The organism is Kitasatospora sp. RG8 (assembly GCF_017813315.1).
Taxonomy (GTDB): Bacteria; Actinomycetota; Actinomycetes; order Streptomycetales; family Streptomycetaceae; genus Kitasatospora.
Genome location: NZ_JAGIYX010000026.1, coordinates 85,538 through 102,913, shown reverse-complemented (window position 1 = coordinate 102,913; position 17,376 = coordinate 85,538). Strand labels below are relative to the sequence as shown.

At 73.2% G+C, this 17,376-nt stretch carries 15 protein-coding genes; 9 read left to right on the top strand and 6 right to left on the bottom strand.

Annotated elements, in window-relative coordinates:
- Nucleotide 1: 1 nt before the first annotated feature.
- Both J5Y04_RS30710 and J5Y04_RS30705 read right to left on the bottom strand, forming a co-directional pair.
- A complete protein-coding gene (locus J5Y04_RS30710; RefSeq protein WP_209415660.1) occupies nt 2–1,090 on the bottom strand; it encodes a phosphotransferase enzyme family protein in 1,089 nt (362 codons plus the stop codon).
- Nucleotides 1,091–1,178: 88 nt separating this feature from the next.
- Complete coding sequence (locus tag J5Y04_RS30705) at nt 1,179–1,838, bottom strand: response regulator transcription factor (RefSeq protein WP_209415659.1); 660 nt, start codon at nt 1,836–1,838, stop codon at nt 1,179–1,181.
- 380 nt (nt 1,839–2,218) lie between these two features.
- Here J5Y04_RS30705 and pdhA point away from each other — a divergent pair, with 380 nt between their 5' ends.
- From pdhA to J5Y04_RS30690, 3 genes are read left to right on the top strand one after another with little or no spacing between them, the layout of a single operon-like run.
- Nucleotides 2,219–3,373, top strand: a complete 1,155-nt coding sequence (gene pdhA / locus J5Y04_RS30700; RefSeq protein ID WP_374106146.1) for a pyruvate dehydrogenase (acetyl-transferring) E1 component subunit alpha — start codon at nt 2,219–2,221, stop codon at nt 3,371–3,373.
- Nucleotides 3,373–4,347, top strand: coding sequence for an alpha-ketoacid dehydrogenase subunit beta (locus tag J5Y04_RS30695; protein WP_374106145.1), 975 nt, complete (start codon nt 3,373–3,375; stop codon nt 4,345–4,347). Before pdhA ends, J5Y04_RS30695 begins: the two co-directional genes overlap by 1 nt.
- Nucleotides 4,348–4,361: 14 nt before the next feature.
- Nucleotides 4,362–5,807: a dihydrolipoamide acetyltransferase family protein gene (locus tag J5Y04_RS30690; protein ID WP_209415657.1), complete on the top strand. Its 1,446-nt coding sequence runs from the start codon at nt 4,362–4,364 to the stop codon at nt 5,805–5,807.
- A 78-nt stretch (nt 5,808–5,885) separates the two neighbouring features.
- Here the strand turns inward: J5Y04_RS30690 and J5Y04_RS30685 are convergent, their stop codons facing one another.
- The gene (locus tag J5Y04_RS30685; protein ID WP_209415656.1) at nt 5,886–6,794 is read right to left on the bottom strand and encodes an LAETG motif-containing sortase-dependent surface protein; all 909 of its coding nucleotides are present in this window, start codon (nt 6,792–6,794) and stop codon (nt 5,886–5,888) included.
- 218 nt (nt 6,795–7,012) lie between these two features.
- Here J5Y04_RS30685 and J5Y04_RS30680 point away from each other — a divergent pair, with 218 nt between their 5' ends.
- From J5Y04_RS30680 to J5Y04_RS30670, 3 genes are all read left to right on the top strand, one after another.
- Nucleotides 7,013–8,239 carry a benzoate/H(+) symporter BenE family transporter gene (locus J5Y04_RS30680; RefSeq protein ID WP_209415655.1) on the top strand — a complete coding sequence of 409 codons (1,227 nt, stop codon included), beginning with the start codon at nt 7,013–7,015 and terminating at the stop codon, nt 8,237–8,239.
- Nucleotides 8,240–8,570: 331 nt separating this feature from the next.
- Nucleotides 8,571–9,803 carry a M64 family metallopeptidase gene (locus J5Y04_RS30675; RefSeq protein WP_209415654.1) on the top strand — a complete coding sequence of 411 codons (1,233 nt, stop codon included), beginning with the start codon at nt 8,571–8,573 and terminating at the stop codon, nt 9,801–9,803.
- Between the two features lie 72 nt (nt 9,804–9,875).
- Entirely contained in the window at nt 9,876–11,222 is a 1,347-nt protein-coding gene (locus J5Y04_RS30670) for an MFS transporter (protein WP_209415653.1), read from the top strand.
- 102 nt (nt 11,223–11,324) lie between these two features.
- Here the strand turns inward: J5Y04_RS30670 and J5Y04_RS30665 are convergent, their stop codons facing one another.
- Nucleotides 11,325–12,176 (bottom strand): Bro-N domain-containing protein, encoded by an 852-nt coding sequence (locus J5Y04_RS30665; protein WP_209415652.1) that lies wholly within the window; start codon nt 12,174–12,176, stop codon nt 11,325–11,327.
- 155 nt (nt 12,177–12,331) lie between these two features.
- On the bottom strand, nt 12,332–13,153 hold the full coding sequence (locus J5Y04_RS30660) for a maleylpyruvate isomerase family mycothiol-dependent enzyme (RefSeq protein ID WP_209415651.1): 822 nt from the start codon (nt 13,151–13,153) through the stop codon (nt 12,332–12,334).
- Nucleotides 13,154–13,325: 172 nt separating this feature from the next.
- On the opposite strand from J5Y04_RS30660, the gene J5Y04_RS30655 reads away from it, so the two are divergent.
- The 3 genes from J5Y04_RS30655 to J5Y04_RS30645 all read left to right on the top strand — a co-directional run bounded on the left by J5Y04_RS30655 (nt 13,326) and on the right by J5Y04_RS30645 (nt 16,215).
- Entirely contained in the window at nt 13,326–14,123 is a 798-nt protein-coding gene (locus tag J5Y04_RS30655; protein ID WP_209415650.1) for a carbon-nitrogen family hydrolase, read from the top strand.
- A gap of 236 nt (nt 14,124–14,359) precedes the next feature.
- Complete coding sequence (locus tag J5Y04_RS43710) at nt 14,360–15,451, top strand: GntR family transcriptional regulator (RefSeq protein ID WP_209415649.1); 1,092 nt, start codon at nt 14,360–14,362, stop codon at nt 15,449–15,451.
- Nucleotides 15,452–15,567: 116 nt separating this feature from the next.
- Nucleotides 15,568–16,215, top strand: coding sequence for a hypothetical protein (locus tag J5Y04_RS30645; RefSeq protein WP_209415648.1), 648 nt, complete (start codon nt 15,568–15,570; stop codon nt 16,213–16,215).
- A gap of 28 nt (nt 16,216–16,243) precedes the next feature.
- Here the strand turns inward: J5Y04_RS30645 and J5Y04_RS30640 are convergent, their stop codons facing one another.
- Nucleotides 16,244–17,029: an SLATT domain-containing protein gene (locus J5Y04_RS30640; protein ID WP_307853382.1), complete on the bottom strand. Its 786-nt coding sequence runs from the start codon at nt 17,027–17,029 to the stop codon at nt 16,244–16,246.
- Nucleotides 17,030–17,376: the final 347 nt, after the last annotated feature.

The following is a 17,376-nucleotide window of genomic DNA, read 5'->3' as shown; positions in this document are numbered from 1 at the left end:
GTCAGTTGGCGAAGGCGTCCAGGACCTGCTCGTACTCCTGGCACCACCACGCCAACTGGCCCGCCGAGGCGGGGTAGAGCGGGTCGGCCCGGTGGTCCGCCCGCTGGTAGCGCCACTGGAGCATCCAGAAGTCGTTGAGCCGTTCCCACCAGACCCGGTGCACGGCGGCCGCCAGGTGCTCCGCCGTGGCGGCCCCGGTGGCCCGGTAGGCCTGCGAGTAGTGCCGGACCCGGACGAGGTCGAGCGCCCCCGTCGTCCGGTCGTTGAAGACCAGGGTGGCGGCGCGGACGGCCTCCTCGGCGCGCGGCTGCGGCCCCAGCTTGTCCCAGTCCAGGACCGCCGAGACCCGCTCGTCCAGGTGCAGCAGGTTGAGCCCGTGGAAGTCGCCGTGCGTCCAGCCGGTGGGCGGGGCGGCCTGCGGGGCCGGACGACGGTGGGCGTACTCGGCGAGCAGGTCCAGCCGCTCGGTGAGGCGTCGCTCGACCAGCCCGTCCAGTTCGCCGTGCGGGCGGTGCTCGCGGGCGCGCCGCCGGAGGTCGCGGGCGAGTGCGGCGCTGTCCAGCGGGTCGGCGGTGCGGTAGCCGGCGGGTTGTGCGACCGGGGCGCAGACGTCGTCGAGCGCGCCGTGCAGGCGGCCGAGCAGCGCGCCGAGCGCGTCGCACTGCGACAGGGAGAGGTCGGTACCGTGCCGGTGTCGGCCATCCACCCAGGGGAAGAGCGCGAACAGCCGGCCGCCGAACGCGGCCACCGTGCCGGCCCGTTCGGCACAGCCCAGCGGGGGCGCGACCGGCAGTCCGAGGGCGTGCAGCGCGGCCATCGCGCGGTGGTGCTCGGCGATCGAGCGGCGGTCGGCGGTGGCGGCGTCGACGTAGCACTTCAGGAAGTACGCCCCGGCCTCGGTGGTCACGCGGTAGCCCCGGTTCAGCAGGCCCTCGGCGACCGGCTCGGCGGTCAGCAGACGTCCGACCCGGTAACGGCGCAGGACTTCGGCCAGGGCCGCGTGCGGGACGGGCGGGCTGAGGGTCCCTATCGGGGGAGCGGAGAGGTCGGGGCGGGCCGGGGCGCAGGCGAGGGTCTGGCTGAAAGTCACAGCCCGAGGTTAGGGCCCCCTGGCGGGGGTCCTTGACAAACCGTCAGTTGTCTGTATGCGACAGGGGAGACCGGCTGCGGACGGCCGGTCAGTAGTGCTGGTCGGCCTGGCGCCGGGCGACGAAGGCGGCGGCCTGGGTGCGCCGCTCCATGCCCATCTTGGCGAGCAGGCTGGAGACGTAGTTCTTCACCGTCTTCTCGGCCAGGTGCAGTTCGTTGCCGATCTGGCGGTTGGTCATCCCCTCGCCGATCAGGTCGAGGATGCGCCGTTCCTGCTTGGTGAGCTGGGCCAGCCGCTCGTCCTCCTTCTCGCCGCCGTTGCGCAGCCGGGCCAGTACCCGGCTGGTGGCGACCGGGTCGAGCAGCGACTTGCCGGCCGCGACGTCCCGGACCGCGGTGATCAGGTCGGTGCCGCGGATCGCCTTCAGGACGTACCCGGAGGCGCCCGCCATGATCGAGTCGAACAGCGCCTCGTCGTCCGAGAACGAGGTCAGCATGAGGCACTTGATCTCCGGCAGCCGGGAGCGGATCTCCCGGCAGACCTCGACGCCGTTGCCGTCCGGGAGCCGGACGTCGAGCACCGCGACGTCGGGGTGGACGGCGGGGATCCTCGTGATCGCCTCGGCGGCGGTGCCGGCCTCGCCGACCACCTCGATGTCGTCCTCGACCGAGAGGAGATCGTGGACGCCCCGCCGGACCACCTCGTGATCGTCGAGCAGGAATACCCTGATTTGTCCGTTATCAGTCACGCACAAAGCCTCCCATATCACCCTACGAAAGACCTATCGCCCGCCCCTCCCCGGGGTCGTTATCCGGCCACCGCGGCGGAAACCGATGCCGGTAACCCCCTTACGTACGGGCCTCCACCCGGATAACGTGCGCAGGTGTCCTGAAGGCGACCGATTTTGAGAGCTGCGCCACACCCGCAGTTGTCAGAGCTCAACAACTAGGACGTCCTAGCGCAAGCGCGATTGAAGCCGCCGCTGGGTAACGTTCTCGTGAGGGACGCCGTCGGAAAAGGATCACCACCTGCCTCGCAGTCGGTGCGCACACCCACGCGCGCCCCGCGAGGCGGTGACCGGACCGGTCACCGGCGACCCCGGGCGGCCGGACAGACCGAGGAGTGAACGTGACCGTCAAAAGCACGGCGAGGGCTCGCAAGAAGGCGGCCCCCGGCGTCCCTGACACCCTCCGCGCCACGGGTACGGACGCCCAGCCGGAGCTCGTACAGCTGCTCACCCCGGAAGGCGAGCGGATCGAGCACCCGGACTACCCGCTCACCACCACTCCGGACGAGCTGCTTGCCCTCTACCGCGACCTGGTGCTGGTGCGCCGGTTCGACGCCGAGGCGACCTCGCTGCAGCGCCAGGGCGAGCTGGGCCTCTGGGCCTCGCTGCTCGGCCAGGAGGCCGCCCAGGTCGGCTCCGGCCGGGCCATGCGCACCGGCGACTACGCCTTCCCCACCTACCGCGAGCACGGCGTGGCCTGGTGCCGCGACGTCGACCCGCTGAACCTGCTCGGCATGTTCCGCGGCGTGAACCACGGCGGCTGGGACCCGAACGAGAAGAACTTCCACCTCTACACCATCGTGATCGGTTCGCAGACGCTGCACGCCACCGGCTACGCGATGGGCATCACCAAGGACGGCGCGGACGACGCGGTGATCGCCTACTTCGGCGACGGCGCCTCCAGCCAGGGCGACGTCAACGAGGCCTTCACCTTCGCCTCGGTCTACAACGCCCCGGTGGTCTTCTTCTGCCAGAACAACCAGTGGGCGATCTCCGAGCCCACCACCAACCAGACCAAGATCCCGCTGTACCGCCGCGCCTCCGGCTTCGGCTTCCCGGGCGTCCGGGTCGACGGCAACGACGTACTGGCCTGCCTGGCCGTCACCCGCTGGGCCCTCGACCACGCCCGCAGCGGCAACGGCCCGGTGCTGATCGAGGCGTTCACCTACCGGATGGGCGCGCACACCACCTCCGACGACCCCACCCGCTACCGGCAGGCGGCGGAGACCGAGGCCTGGAAGGCCAAGGACCCGATCGCCCGGCTCAAGGCCCACCTGGAGAAGGAGGGCCTGGCCGACGAGGAGTTCTTCGCCGCGGTCGACGCCGAGAGCGAGCAGCTGGGTCTGCGGGTGCGCGAGGGCGTGCGCAGCATGCCGGACCCGGACCCGACCCTGATCTTCGACCACGTCTACGCGGAGCCGCACGCGCTGGTCGATGAGGAACGGGCCGAGTACGTCGAGTACGCGGCCTCCTTCGAGGCGGGGGAGAACCTCTGATGGCCGGTCAGCTCAGCATCGCCAAGGCGCTCAACGACGCCCTGCGCAAGTCGCTGGAGAACGATCCGAAGACCCTGCTGATGGGTGAGGACATCGGCAAGCTCGGCGGCGTCTTCCGGATCACCGACGGCCTGCAGAAGGACTTCGGGGACAGCCGGGTGATCGACACCCCGCTCGCCGAGTCCGGCATCATGGGCACCGCGATCGGCCTCGCGCTGCGCGGCTACCGCCCGGTGGTCGAGATCCAGTTCGACGGCTTCGTCTACCCGGCCTTCGACCAGATCGTCACCCAGCTGGCCAAGATGCACGCCCGTGCGCTCGGCCACGTGAAGCTGCCGATCACCGTCCGCATCCCGTACGGCGGCGGCATCGGCGCGGTGGAGCACCACAGCGAGTCGCACGAGGCGTACTTCGCGCACACCGCCGGCCTGCGGGTGGTCACCCCCTCCAACGCCCACGACGCTCACTGGATGCTCCGCCAGTCCATCGAGTCGGACGACCCGGTGATCTTCCTGGAGCCCAAGCGCCGCTACTGGGACAAGGGCGAGGTCGGCGCCGCCCCGGACCTGGGCATGCACGACGCCCGGATCGTCCACCCCGGCGCGGACGCCACGCTGATGGCCTACGGGCCGATGGTCAAGGTCTGCCTGGAGGCCGCCAAGGCCGCCGAGGAGGACGGCCGCCGGCTGGAGGTCGTCGACCTGCGTTCGCTCTCCCCGGTGGACTTCGCCACCCTGGAGGAGTCGGTCAAGCGGACCGGCCGCGGCATCGTGGTGCACGAGGCGTCGGTCTTCATGGGCATGGGCGCCGAGCTGGCCGCCCGGCTCACCGAGCGGTGCTTCTACCACCTGGAGGCGCCGGTCCTGCGGGTCGGCGGCTACCACGCGCCGTACCCGCCGTCCCGGGTCGAGGAAGCCTTCCTGCCCGACCTGGACCGCGTGCTCGACGCCGTCGACCGCGCGCTCGCGTACTGAACCGGGGAGCGAAGATGACCACCGAAGTTCGCTCGCTCCGCGAGTTCAAGATGCCCGACGTGGGCGAGGGCCTCACCGAGGCCGAGATCCTCAGCTGGTACGTCAAGCCCGGCGACACCGTGACGGACGGCCAGGTCGTCTGTGAGGTGGAGACCGCCAAGGCCGCCGTGGAGCTGCCGATCCCGTTCAACGGGGTCGTCGAGCAGCTGTTCTTCCCGGAGGGCGCGACGGTCGACGTCGGCACCGTGATCATCTCGGTCGCGGTCGCGGGGGAGGCGCCCGCCGCGGCGGCCGCCCCGGTCGCCGCAGCGCCGGCGTCCGTCCCGGCTCCCGTCCCCGCGAAGGCCGAGCCGGCCGAGCCGGAGCGCCGCGCCGTGCTGGTCGGCTACGGACCGCGGACCGGCGGCACCCAGCGCCGGGCCCGCCGGACGACCACCACCGTGGTCGCCACCGCGCCCGTCGCCCCCGCGGCCCCGGCCGCGCCGGCCCCCGCGCCCGCCCCGGTCGTGCCGGTCGTCCCCGAGCAGCCGTCCGGCGAGCGGCCGCTGGCCAAGCCGCCGGTGCGCAAGCTGGCCAAGGACCTCGGCGTCGACCTGCGCGCCGTCACCCCGACCGGCCCGGACGGCGTGGTCACCCGCGAGGACGTGCACGCGCACGCCGCTGCCGCGGCCGCCGCCGCGGTGGCCCCCGCCGCCCCCGTGGCGGAGCCGGCCGAGGCGCCCGTCGCCGTTGCGGCGGCCGTGCCGTCCGTGGTCTCGGGCGACGTCCGGGTGCCGATCAAGGGAGTCCGCAAGGCGACCGCGCAGGCGATGGTGGCCTCGGCCTTCACCGCCCCGCACGTCACCGAGTTCGTCCAGGTCGACGTCACCCGCACGATGAAGTTCGTCCGGCGGCTCAAGGAGACCGGCGAGCTGGGCCGGGACGTCCGGGTCAGCCCGCTGCTGCTGGTCGCCAAGGCGCTGCTCACCGCCATCAAGCGGCACCCCGAGATCAACGCGCAGTGGGACGAGGCGGCCCAGGAGATCGTCATCCGCGGCCAGGTGAACCTCGGCATCGCCGCGGCCACCCCGCGCGGCCTGATCGTCCCGAACATCAAGGACGCGGGCGGCAAGACCCTCTCGGGGCTGGCCTCCGCGCTCGGCGAGCTGATCGACACCGCCCGCCAGGGCAAGACCTCCCCGGGCGACATGCAGGGCGGCACCGTCACCATCACCAACGTCGGCGTCTTCGGCGTCGACACCGGTACCCCGATCCTCAACCCGGGCGAGGCCGCGATCCTCGCCTTCGGCGCGGTCCGGGAGCTGCCGTGGGTGCACAAGGGCAAGGTGGTCCCGCGTCAGGTCACCACGCTGGCGCTCTCCTTCGACCACCGTCTGGTGGACGGGGAGCTGGGCTCCAAGGTGCTGGCCGACGTGGCCGCGCTGCTGGAGCGGCCCAAGCGTCTGATCACCTGGGGCTGACGACCCGGACACGTTGAAGGGGCCCTTCTCCGCACCGCCGTGCGGAGGAGGGCCCCTTCGGGTTTCCGTGCGTCGCGGTCAGCGCTGGGGACGCATCCGGCGCACGGCGATCAGGACGCCGGCGCCGAGGGCGACGAAGGCGGCGGCGGAGGCGGCGAGGAAGCCGTTGGCGGAGCTGGAGCCGGTCTGGGCGAGCTCGGGGGTGCCGGCCGGCGCGGTGGTGGCCGGCGTGGACTTCGTGGCGGTGGGAGTGGCCTTCGGCGCCGGGGCTGCCGGGGTCTCGTCGGCGGCCGGCTTGGCGGTGGGCTTGGCCGTCGCGGTCGGCTTCGCGGTGGTGGGCTTCGGGGTGGTGGTGGGCTTCGGGGCGGCGGGGTGGCTGATCTTGACCGTGCGGAGGTCGGTCGCGCCGTAGTGCTCGGAGCCCGCGGACCAGGCGTCGGTCACCAGCTGGATCTCGGTCACGTCGCTCGGGGTGCTGGGGGCCAGGGCGTAGCGGAAGGTGTAGGTCATCGACTGTCCGTCCACGATGCGCTGGCGCTGGGTGCTGTTGATGTCGAAGCCCTGGTAGCAGCCCTTCTGGAGTTCGAGACGCTTCCAGGTGCCGGTGTAGTCCTTCATCTCGACGCGGAGGTCCTGGGCGCGCGGCATCCCGTTGCCGAGGAAGGCGAAGCCGAGCTGTGCCTCCGCGCCGTCGGCCCGCCGGCCGGTCCTGTTGGTGACCTTGACGGTGATCTCGTTCCAGCTGCCGTCCGTGGTGGCGGTGGCCTTGGCGGAGGTGAAGGCGGCGTCCGGTGCGACGTGCTCGCCGACCGAGGCGGGGAGCGGGCCGCCGAGGCGGGTGTCGCCCCCGCAAGCCCAGGAGGAGTCGGCGGTCATCAGCTGGACGCCGCCCGCGAGGACGGCGGTGGCGGCGATGGTGGCGAGGCGGCGTCGGCCGGAGAACGAGCGGATGTTCTTCGCAGATGCGGTGATAACGGACTTGCGCATGACGTGTCTCCCCAGGGTCATGGTGCTGATGGTGTGTTGAAGGTGACCGGCTGCCCGCTTCTGTCGAGCGGTAGCGCCCCCCGGCTCCGCCGGTCTCGCTCTCCGTGCCCTTCATCCGTACAGACGTGCATCCCCACTGGGGGTTGCAGGTGAGTTCAAAGGTTTTTTCGGAATCTTCGAGCGGCCCGTCGTGGGGGTCTCTCCGCGATACTTCCGGGATGGCAGAGGAGCTGATTACCCGTTCGGCGGACAGTCGCACCGACCACCCCGGGGAGCCCCGATCGCTGCGCCGGGACGCCTCCGTCCCGGCGTTGCTGGCCGGGCTGGTGTGCATCGTGGTGTCGTTCTCCGGGCCCTTGGTGGTCGTGCTCGCGGCGGCCTCCGCGGGTCGGCTGGACCAGGCGCAGACCGCGTCCTGGATCTGGGCGGTGGCCGTCGGCAGCGGGCTGACCTGCCTGCTGCTCAGCTGGTGGACCAGGACGCCGGTGATCACCGCCTGGTCCACCCCGGGCGCCGCGCTGCTGGTGACCAGCCTCGGCGCGTACCCGTACCGGGAGGCGGTCGGCGCCTTCCTGGTGAGCGGGGCGGTGGTGGCGCTGTTCGGCGTGACCGGGCTGTTCGGGCGGCTGATCGCGGCCGTCCCGGCAGGGATCGTCAACGCGATGCTGGCCGGCATCCTGTTCTCCTTCGGCGCCGGGATCTTCGGCGCGGTGAAGGGTGCGCCCGCCCTGGTGCTGGGCAGCTTCGCGGCCTTCCTGCTGGCCAAGCGGCTGGCGCCGCGGTACGCCGTCCCGGCCGCGCTGCTGGCCGGCGGGGTGCTGGCGGCGGTCACCGTCGGGCTGCCGCTGCACCTGGGCGGGGGCGGACCCACCCGGCCGGTGCTGACCGTGCCGGCCTTCTCCTGGCCGGCGATGGTGGGTCTGGCACTGCCGCTCACGATCGTCGCCCTGGCCTCGCAGAACGCCCCCGGCCTCGGGGTGATGCGGGCCTTCGGCTACCGGCCGGACGACCGGCTGCTGATCGGGGCGACCGGCGGGCTCTCCGTCCTGCTGGCGCCGTTCGGCTCGCCGGGCGTCAACCTGGCGGCGATCACCGCCGCCATCTGCGCCGGTCCCGAGAGCCATCCGGACCCGCGCCGTCGTTATGTCGCGGGGATGTCGGCGGGCGTGCTCTACCTGTTGGTGGGGAGCTTCGGCGGGGTGCTGGTGAGCCTGTTCACCGGGTTGCCGAAGGAGCTGATCGCGGTGATCGCCGGGGTCGCGCTGCTGGCCTCGTTGCAGGGCAGCCTGGCCGCGGCGGTCGCGGAGGAGCGCGGCCGGGACGCGGCGGTGGTGACCTTCCTGGCCACCGCCTCCGGGATGAGCCTGTTCGGCATCGGCTCGGCGTTCTGGGGCCTGCTGTTCGGCCTGGCCACCCACCTGGTCCTCGACGTGCGGCGCGGCTGAGTCCGGGCCGGCTGAGTCCGAGCCGGCTGAGTCCGGGCCGGCCCGGCCGCCGGCGGCCGGGGAAGCGCGGGCCGGGGAGGCAAGCGGCTGGACCACGGAGCAGGGGCGGGACCACCCGGGCGGGCGGGTGCCGGGCGGGGCCGCAGAGGTCACGGTCAGTGAGGATCATCCACCTGGTCGGACTCATAGGTATGACCGGTGTGATCCGGATCGTTCGGCCAGGTCGGTGACTTTTTCGCCGGACCGGAGGAGGGACACGCCCGGTCGGGTACGTCTTCGCGTCCACCACCCGGGCGACGCCGGGTGACCGGATCCCCGAGGACGCACCCGTATGCCGCCTGGCAACCCTGGCCGTCTCGTCCGGAGTCTGGCCGCGCTCGTGCTGGTGTCCACCGCCGTACTACCGGCCGCCCTTGAGCTGGCCGGCCCCTCACCGTTCGGCGTGATCGGGCCCGGTGCCCCGGCCGACCGGGCGGTGCCGCCGCACGCCGTGCGGCACGCCGACCTGCGCGCGGCCGGCACCGCCCCGACCGTCGACATAAGGCGGACCGGTGACCCGGCCAACCGGATCACCCTGGTGCTGCTCGGCGACGGCTACACCGCCGACGAACAGGACGTGTTCCGCCAGCAGGCCGACCGGGCCTGGCGGGCGCTGATGGAGATCGAGCCGTTCCGCACCTACCAGGGCTTCTTCAACATAAGGAGGGTCGAGGTGGTCTCCCCGGTCTCCGGCATCGCCGAGACCGAGAACCGCGGCCGCAACCCCGGCACCCCGCTGGGCATGCACTTCTGGTGCGAGGGCACCGCCCGGCTGCTCTGCGCGGACGAGAGCGCCACCGCCCGCTACGCCGGGGACGGGGACGGCCCGCAGTACCTGATCGCGCTGGCCAACTCCGGCGAGTACGGCGGCGCCGGCGGCACCGGGGTGACCACCCTGGCCGGCGGCAGCCCGGACGCGGGGCGGATCATCCAGCACGAGATAGGGCACACCGTGGGCGACCTCGGCGACGAGTACGACAGCGCGCCGGACGACGCCGACTACCCCAACCTCTCCACCGACAACGCCGACGAGATGCGCCGCAAGCAGACCAAGTGGTGGCGCTGGCTGGGTGCGGAGTCCCCGGACGGCGCCGGGACGGTCGGGGCGTACCGGAGCGCCAACGGGATCTACCGCCCCACCCCGGACTCGGTGATGCGCACCCTCGGCGGCACGTACAACCTGCCCTCGCGGGAGGCCATCATCGAGGAGGTCTACCGCCGGATCAGGCCGACCGACACGCCCGCGCCGGCCCCCGGCGAGGTCACCGGCCGCCCCCGCCTGGAGGTCCGCCCGCTGCCGCTGGCCGGTGCCCGGCAGCTCCAGGTCGACTGGAAGGTGGACGGGGTCCCGGTGGATCCGCAGGCACCGGACCGCAGCTGGCTCGACACCGCCCGGCTGGACCTCGCCCCCGGGCGGAGCGCCACCGTGACGGCCACCGTCCGGGACACCACCGACTGGGTCCGGGACGAGGCCTTCCGCGACCGGTACATGACCAGGTCGGTCTCCTGGACGGTGACCGGCTGAGGTGGTTCGTGTCCGACCTCCCGGCCCCCCGGTCTGGGCGTCCAATGATGGGATGACTAATCTGGGTGCACTATGCCCGTGGAGCCCGCCAGTTCAGCCCGCCCCCTGTCCGTCCCCGCTCCCCGTTCCACCGCCGAGCCCGCACCCCCGGCCACCACCGTCCCGCCGCCGCCCGGCGGGCGCGCCGCCTGGCTGGCGTGGTCGATCGGCGTCAGCGTCTACGTCCTCGCCGTCATCCACCGCACCAGCCTCGGTGTGGCCGGGCTGGACGCCGCCGACCGCTTCGGCATCGGTGCCTCCGCGCTCTCCACCTTCTCCATCCTCCAGGTGCTGGTCTACGCGGCCATGCAGATACCGGTCGGCCTGCTGGTCGACCGCTTCGGCCCGCGCCGGGTGCTGCTGCTCGGCATCCTGCTGCTCAGCGCCGGCCAGCTGGCCTTCGCCTTCTCCTCCTCCTTCACCCCCGCGCTGGCCTCCCGGGCGGTACTGGGCTGCGGCGACGCGATGACGTTCATCAGCGTGCTGCGGATCGCCGCGCGCTGGTTCCCGGCCGCGAAGAACCCGTTCGTCGCCCAGCTGACCGGCCTCGCCGGGATGGGCGGCAACCTGGTCACCACCGTCGTCCTCGCCCGGGCGCTGCACAGCGAGGGGTGGACGCGGACGTTCACCGGGACCGCGCTGCTCGGCACCGCCGTCTTCGCGCTGGTCGCGCTCTTCCTCCGGGAGGCCCCGGCGGGCCCGGCCGTCGCCCCGCTCGCGGCCGCCCCCAGGGTCCCGGTGGGCCGGCAGGTCCGGGAGGTCTGGCGCGAGCCCGGCACCCGGCTCGGGCTCTGGGTGCACTTCACCACCCAGTTCCCCGGCAACGCCTTCGGCCTGCTCTGGGGCCTGCCCTACCTGGTGGAGGCCCAGGGCATGTCACGCGGCGAGGCCGGCGGGCTGCTGACCCTGCTGGTGCTCGCCAACATGACCTTCGGCTTCGTCTTCGGCCGGGTGCTCTCCCGGACCGCCAGGGCCCGGATGCCGATCGTGCTCACCGTCATCGCCACCACGGCGGCCGGCTGGGCGCTCGTCCTGGCCTGGCCGGGCGGGCACCCGCCGCTCTGGCTGCTGGCCGGGATCATCCTGGTGATGGGCAGCAACGGCCCGGCCTCCCTGGTCGGCCTGGACTACGCCCGCGCCCGCAACCCCGTCGAGCGGCTCGGCACCGCCTCCGGCGTCGTCAACATGGGCGGCTTCATCGGCACGATGATCACGCTCTTCGGCATCGGCGTCCTCCTCGACGCCCTGAGCCCCGGCAACGGCGGCGGCTACTCGGCGGAGGCGTACCGCTGGGCGTTCTGCTGGCAGTACGTGCCGCTGGCGGTGGGGACGGCGATGATCCTGCGGCTGCGGAAGAAGGTCGCGGCGACGGAGGCGTAGGCACGGGCGTGGGCACAGGCGTGGGCCAGTTGTCGGGCCTCCGGCCTGCGGAAACGCCGTAGGCCTCGCTCCAGGCGAGGCGTACGGCGCTCTGCGGTCGGATCAGCGCCCGTACTCGCGCATCAGCTCGGCGATCTGCGGGGGAGTCCCGTAGATCCGGGCGCCGTGCAGCTCCACGTACACGGGGCTGCGGTCGGGCCCGGGTTCGGGCGCGGGTTCGGGTTCAGGCCCGGGTCCGGGGTGTGCCGCCTGCCGCAGCCGGACCAGGTCGACCAGCTTGAGCTTCGGACAGCCCGGGAGCACCCGGCTGCCGCGGATCCCGACCCGTTCCACGGCCGGGCAGGAGAAGTACGCGCCGAACGGCGGCCCGCTGTCCTCCTCGCGGGTCGGCACGTGGAAGAGCATCTCCCCGTGCCGGCAGTGCACCGTCCCGTCGGAGTGGACGGACACCCCGGGCCCGTCCTCGTGACCGATCTCCGCCACGACCTCGACCCGCTGCCCGACCGCCTCGGCCAGGGTCTGCGCCATCCGCCGCTGCTGGGTGGGGACGTCGGTGTCCCCACGGCGGACGGAGGGGAGGAGCTCGCGGGTGACCCACTCCTGGAAGGGGCCGGCGTTGGGCTTGTCCGACCGCATGATCAGCTTGTACAGACCCGCTTCGTCGAGCACGTTGAGCATGGGGTTGCCGCGCTCGTAGGGTTTTTGACCTGCGGAAACGTGATTAACCTTCCTCGGAGGAAGGTTAATCGACCGTGAGTTGACGAGCCGTGTGTGGTCACGGCCGACCACGTCACGGACCCGGCTCGGGTTGATCCGGCCCAGCACCCGGCACACGTCCGCCGTGACGAACCACGGCACCCCGTGGATCATCACGACGCGGACCGGCTGTCCCGTGACCGGGAAGCTCGACCGCACCAGCACCATCTCTTCGTGCCGTTCCTGTTCGTCGTCCATCCGGACGCCCCTCCTTCTTCCGGGTGATGGCTCAACTGCCCGGAACAACGAGGTCGAACGGGTGAGGTGCTGGTGCCAAGCTGACGTACGGGAGCGCGAAGCGGGCCACCCGGCGCGCAGTGGTGTGTGTACGCCGGGTGGGTGAATCCGCGGGGCTACAGCGTGACGGCGAAGTTGGCCAGGAGGCGGGAGGCCAGCTCCTCGTCGCCCTCGACGGTGACCGGGCCGGGGCGGCCGCGGCCGCAGGCGAGCCGGACGTACGTCTCCCAGTCCATGGTGAGCTGGACGTCGGGCGCCAGGCTGATCGACTCGTCGACCGTGCCGCGGCCGCCGGCGTCGACCCGGACGGTGCGCAGGAACTCCACCGGGCCGGTGACGTCGAGCACCAGCGCCGTCCCGGCCGGGGCACCGGCCTGGTGGGCGACGGCCTTGGGCAGCAGCTCCAGCAGGACGTCCCGGGAGACGAGGGCGGCGGGGGAGTCCAGGTTGCCGGGCGCGTCGAGGGCCCGCCGGAGGTCCTGCTCGTGCACCCAGACGTCGAACACCCGGCGGCGCAGCACCTCGTGGTACGGCAGGTCGCGGCTGTGCGGCCCGGCCGGCCAGCGGACCGGCTCGGTCGGGGTCTGCTTGGCGTTCCGCAGCGCGCGCGAGCGGCGGATGATCGTGTACTCCAGCTCGCTGGTCATCTCCAGCGCGGTGTGGCAGCGGCGCTTGTCGACCGGCAGCTCGATGTAGCGGGCGAACTCGCTCGTGACGTGCCGCAGGTCGCGGGGGAGCGAGTGGATCGGGCGCGGGTCGCCGAGCAGCTCGGACTCGATGGCGATGACGTGCGAGACGAGGTCCCGTACCGACCAGCCGGGGCACTCGGTGGCCCGGTTCCAGGAGCCCTCCGGGAGGGGGGTCACCAGCTCCGATATCGATTCGATGGACTGCGTCCACGCCTCGGTGTAAGCCTGCACGGTCTGGTTGTCCGTCACGGGAATCTCCGGCCCTCCGTCAGCTGCCTTGCCGCGCGCGCCCTGGTCTGGGGTCCGCCGGGTTCGTCCGGCTTCCGGGCGCACACACTAACCGCACGTTACGCTGCCGGGTGAGAGCAGGGCAGTGCTTTCGGGTGACGATCGTAGGACTCTTGCCGTGGACGGTGGTACTGTGCGCGCTTCATTGATCCAACTCGCGGTCTCCGACTCGGAGCCGCCCGCCGAGCGGCGGGCCCGGGCGGCCGCCCTGGTCCGGGCCCAGCAGGGCGCCGACCTGGTCGTCCTGCCGGAGCTCTGGCCCCTGGGCGGCTTCGCGTACGACCTCTGGTCGGACGGCGCCGAGGCCCTGGACGGGCCCACCTCCGACGCGATGGCCGCCGCCGCCGAGGCCGCCGGGGTCTGGCTGCACGCCGGGTCGATCGTCGAGCGCGACCCGGACGGGCCGATCTACAACACCTCGCTGCTCTTCGCCCCCGACGGCGAACTGGTGCACACGTACCGCAAGGTGCACCGCTTCGGCTTCGACAGCGGTGAGGCGGTGGTGATGGGCGCCGGGCAGGAGATCGTCACCGCCCCCACCGACTTCGGCACGCTGGGCCTGGCCACCTGCTACGACCTGCGGTTCCCGGAGCTCTTCCGGGCGCTGCTGGACGCGGGCGCGCAGCTGCTGGTGATCCCGGCGGCCTGGCCGGAGCGGCGGCGCGAGCACTGGACGCTGCTCAGCCGGGCCCGCGCGGTCGAGGAGCAGGCCTTCGTCCTGGCCTGCAACACGGCCGGGACGCACGGCGGGGTCGAGCAGGCCGGGCACAGCATCGTGGTGGACCCGTGGGGCCGGGTGCTGGCCGAGGCGGGCCACGGCGAGGAGGTGCTGACGGTGGAGTTCGACCCGGCCGAGGTGGCCAAGGCCCGCGCCGACTTCCCGGTGCACCGGGACCGGCTGCTGGGCATTCCGGCTCCCGTCCAGCGCTGAGCCCGGGAGACCCCGCCCGGGGGTCTGCGGGGGTCCGGAGGGTCAGTGGGGGTCGCCCGGGACGCCCGCAGGGACGCCCGCCGGTGGTCCGCGCCGGGGCCGACGGCACCGCAGTGGGGCGCCCGGCCGCACGGCGGCGGCATCTTTGAGAAGATGAGCCTTCGTCGTGTTCCAGTCGTTCGTCTACAGGCCTGTCCCGGGGCAGGCCTTCCAGCCCGCCCGAGGAGGTCGCGCGCATGTTCGGCACCGGCTCGGGCGACACCCGCCCGGTGATCCAACGCAACAGCCTCCGCGAGCAGATCGCCGGTGCGCTGCGCGAGGAGATGATGGCCGGCCGGCTCGCGGCGGGGCGCAACTTCACCGTCAAGGAGATCGCCGACCTGTACGGGGTCTCGGCGACCCCGGCCCGCGAGGCGCTGGTCGACCTCGGCGCGCAGGGACTGCTCCGGGCCGAGCACCATCGCGGCTTCACGGTGCCCGAATTCGGCTGGGACGACTTCCTGGAGATCTTCGAGTCCCGGGTGCTGCTCACCGACAGTTACTTCCGCCGGCTCGGCGCCCTCCCCGGAGTGCCGGACACCGGCGGCCGGCTGCCCTCGCTGCGCCGCCGGGCGGACGCGGCGGTCCGGGCGGCCCGGGCCGGGAACCTGGACGTGATGGTGGGCTGCGACCGCCGGTTCTGGCAGGAGGCGGCCGGGCTGTTCGGCAACCGGCGGATCGGCGACTACCTGGACTGGCTGAGGGTGCAGTCCTGGATGTTCGCCGCGCCCTACCTGCGGGCGATGCCGAAGCTGGCCGGGGTCTGCTGGGACCGGCACGTCGAACTGGTCGACGCGGTCGAGGCCGGGGACCGGGCGGGTGCGCACCGGATCGTCTGCGAGTACAACCTGTTCACCGTGCGGCTGCTGGCCCGGCTGGTCGGGCAGCCGGTGGAGTCGGTGGGCGTCCTGCCCCTGCTGACGGACGCGCTCGGCCCGGCGGAGGAGGCGGGGCCCGCGGCGGGGGCGTGGACCGACCCGACGGGTCCTGGGGCGGGTTCCGGGGCGGGCCAGGAGGAGGGCCCCGGGGAGCACCCCGGGAGCGGCGCCGGAAGCGGCCCCGGGGAGGCGTCCCAGGCGGCTACGGCCCAGGCGGGAGCGGCCGGCCGCGGCCACGGCCGGGAACGCGAGCTGGGCCGGGAGCTCGGCCGTGAGCTGGGGCTGGGCCTGGGACTGGTGCCGCAGCCGCGCTCGGTGCCGTACGGGCGCTTCGGCCGCCGGCTGCCCGACCCGTCGTCCGGCCAACTGCCCGAGGGCCGCCCCGGCCCGCACCGCGCGCCGGGCCGGTAGGGTGGGCGGTCGTCGTCCCGGGCGCGGTACCTGTACCGACGGTCCGGGAGCCGACCCGTCCGCCCGTCGTTCGCCCAGCGAACGGCCCCCGCCGCCCCGAGAGGAAGAGCCGGCCCATGGCCTGCGACCTCTGGCTCGTCCCGCTCGTGGACGTCCTGAGCCACAGCCCCGACAACCCGTTCCGGGACGATCTGGCGCTCTACAACGCCGTGTTGACCACGCACGGGCTGCCCGAGGTGCCGGTCTACCAGTACGTGCCGGGCATCAGCGGGGCGGTGGAGCCGATAGCCGCCTTCGACTACGACTCGCTGCACTTCCTGCGCCGCGCCTACCTGCTGGGGCTGACCGGCCTGGACATCACGCCGGTGGACGCCCTCGGCGGCGACTACGAGCAGCTGCTGGAGATGTTCGAGAGCAGCGCGGAACAGTCGCACCTGGTCTGGCACTTCGACCACGCTGGGGCGTACGTGCCGATCGAGTTCGCGGTGCCGCTGGTGGACGACGCGCTGCTCGCCGCGGGCGGCCCGCTGGGCTCCAGCCACGGGCTGCTGCGCGAACTGCAGGCCGTCGCACCGGCGCTGGGCATCGACCCGCTCAACCCGCCGGACCCGACCCGGCCGCTCGGTCCCACCGGCCTGGAGCAGCCCTTCGGCCCCCCGCTGGACGACCTGCACCCCTTCGCCCGCGAGCGGCACGCCTGGGCGGGCCTGTACGCGGCGGCCACCCGGAGCCTCACCCAGGGCTCGATGATCGTCTTCGCCTGAGAGCGGCCGCTGCGCGGGCCCGTCCGGCTCAGCGCAGCGGGCCCTCCGGCGGCCGCTGGCGCGGCATCGTGGGCCGGGTGCCCGGCGGCGGCAGGACCCGCACCTGGGCGCCCCCGCCGGTCTCGCTCCGGCCGCCCCAGCTGCCGGCGACCTGGGTGGGCAGCTGGGTCATGCCCGCACGGAACTCCAGCATCCACTCCGAGGTCTCGGTGCGGACCATGTCCGAGACGTCCTCGCAGAACCGCCGCAGCACCCCGAGACAGCGCTCGGCCGCCTCGCCGGCGGTGCCCTCGGTGGGGCCGAGCACCTCGCGCACGCACTCCGACGCCCAGTCGAACTGGAAGGCCTCCAGGCGGCGCTGGAGCGCCTGCGCGGTGGAGACGTCGCGCATCCAGCCGGAGGTCAGGCCGAACATCCGGTCCGCGCCGTAGCAGGCGGCGGAGAGCGCCAGGCCGACGTAGCCCCAGCTGGTGGCGTTCGCGACGGTGCCGGTCAGGTCCACCAGCGGGGCGGTCACGCCGCCGACCGCGAAGCCGGCCGAGCCGAACCGCAGCAGGCGGGCCCAGCGGCGCTTCCAGATCCGGTCCCGGCGGTACCAGTCGATCGCCTCCACGGCCCGCTCCTCGGACCAGCGGTAGAGCTCCTCCAGCCGCTCGGCGGGCTCACCCCAGTCCCCCAGGGGGAACTGTCGGGTGCTCAGATCGGCCCGGCGGCGGGTGGAAGCCGGGCGCGCGACCGCGGCGACGGGCTGGTCCTCCTCGCCGATCTCCTTGCCCCAGGCACTCTCCTCGGGCTGCATTTCCGGCTGGCTCACCTGTGGGGCTCCCTGTGGCGGGCGGACTGCTGGGTCTGACGGCGCGACTCCCTGACGTGCCGTCGGCCTGGCTGGCCGCGGAACGCCGGGTGACGCATCGGACGCGCGTCGCCCCCGGATGCGTGTGGTCGCCGGGGACGGCGCACCGGCCGGCGGCCGGTGGTGGTCCAACAGCACTTCTTACCGCCAAATGGCTGACCGTGGGGGCGCTTCGCCAATGATCGTTACCGGAATCGGGCACCGGAACCCGAGGTGAGCGGGTTGCGGCGGGCGGCGAGATTTCACCCGTCCGAGCGAGGCCCCGGTGACCCGCTGTCCTGACCCGGCCACCCGGGGCGTACGGGCAG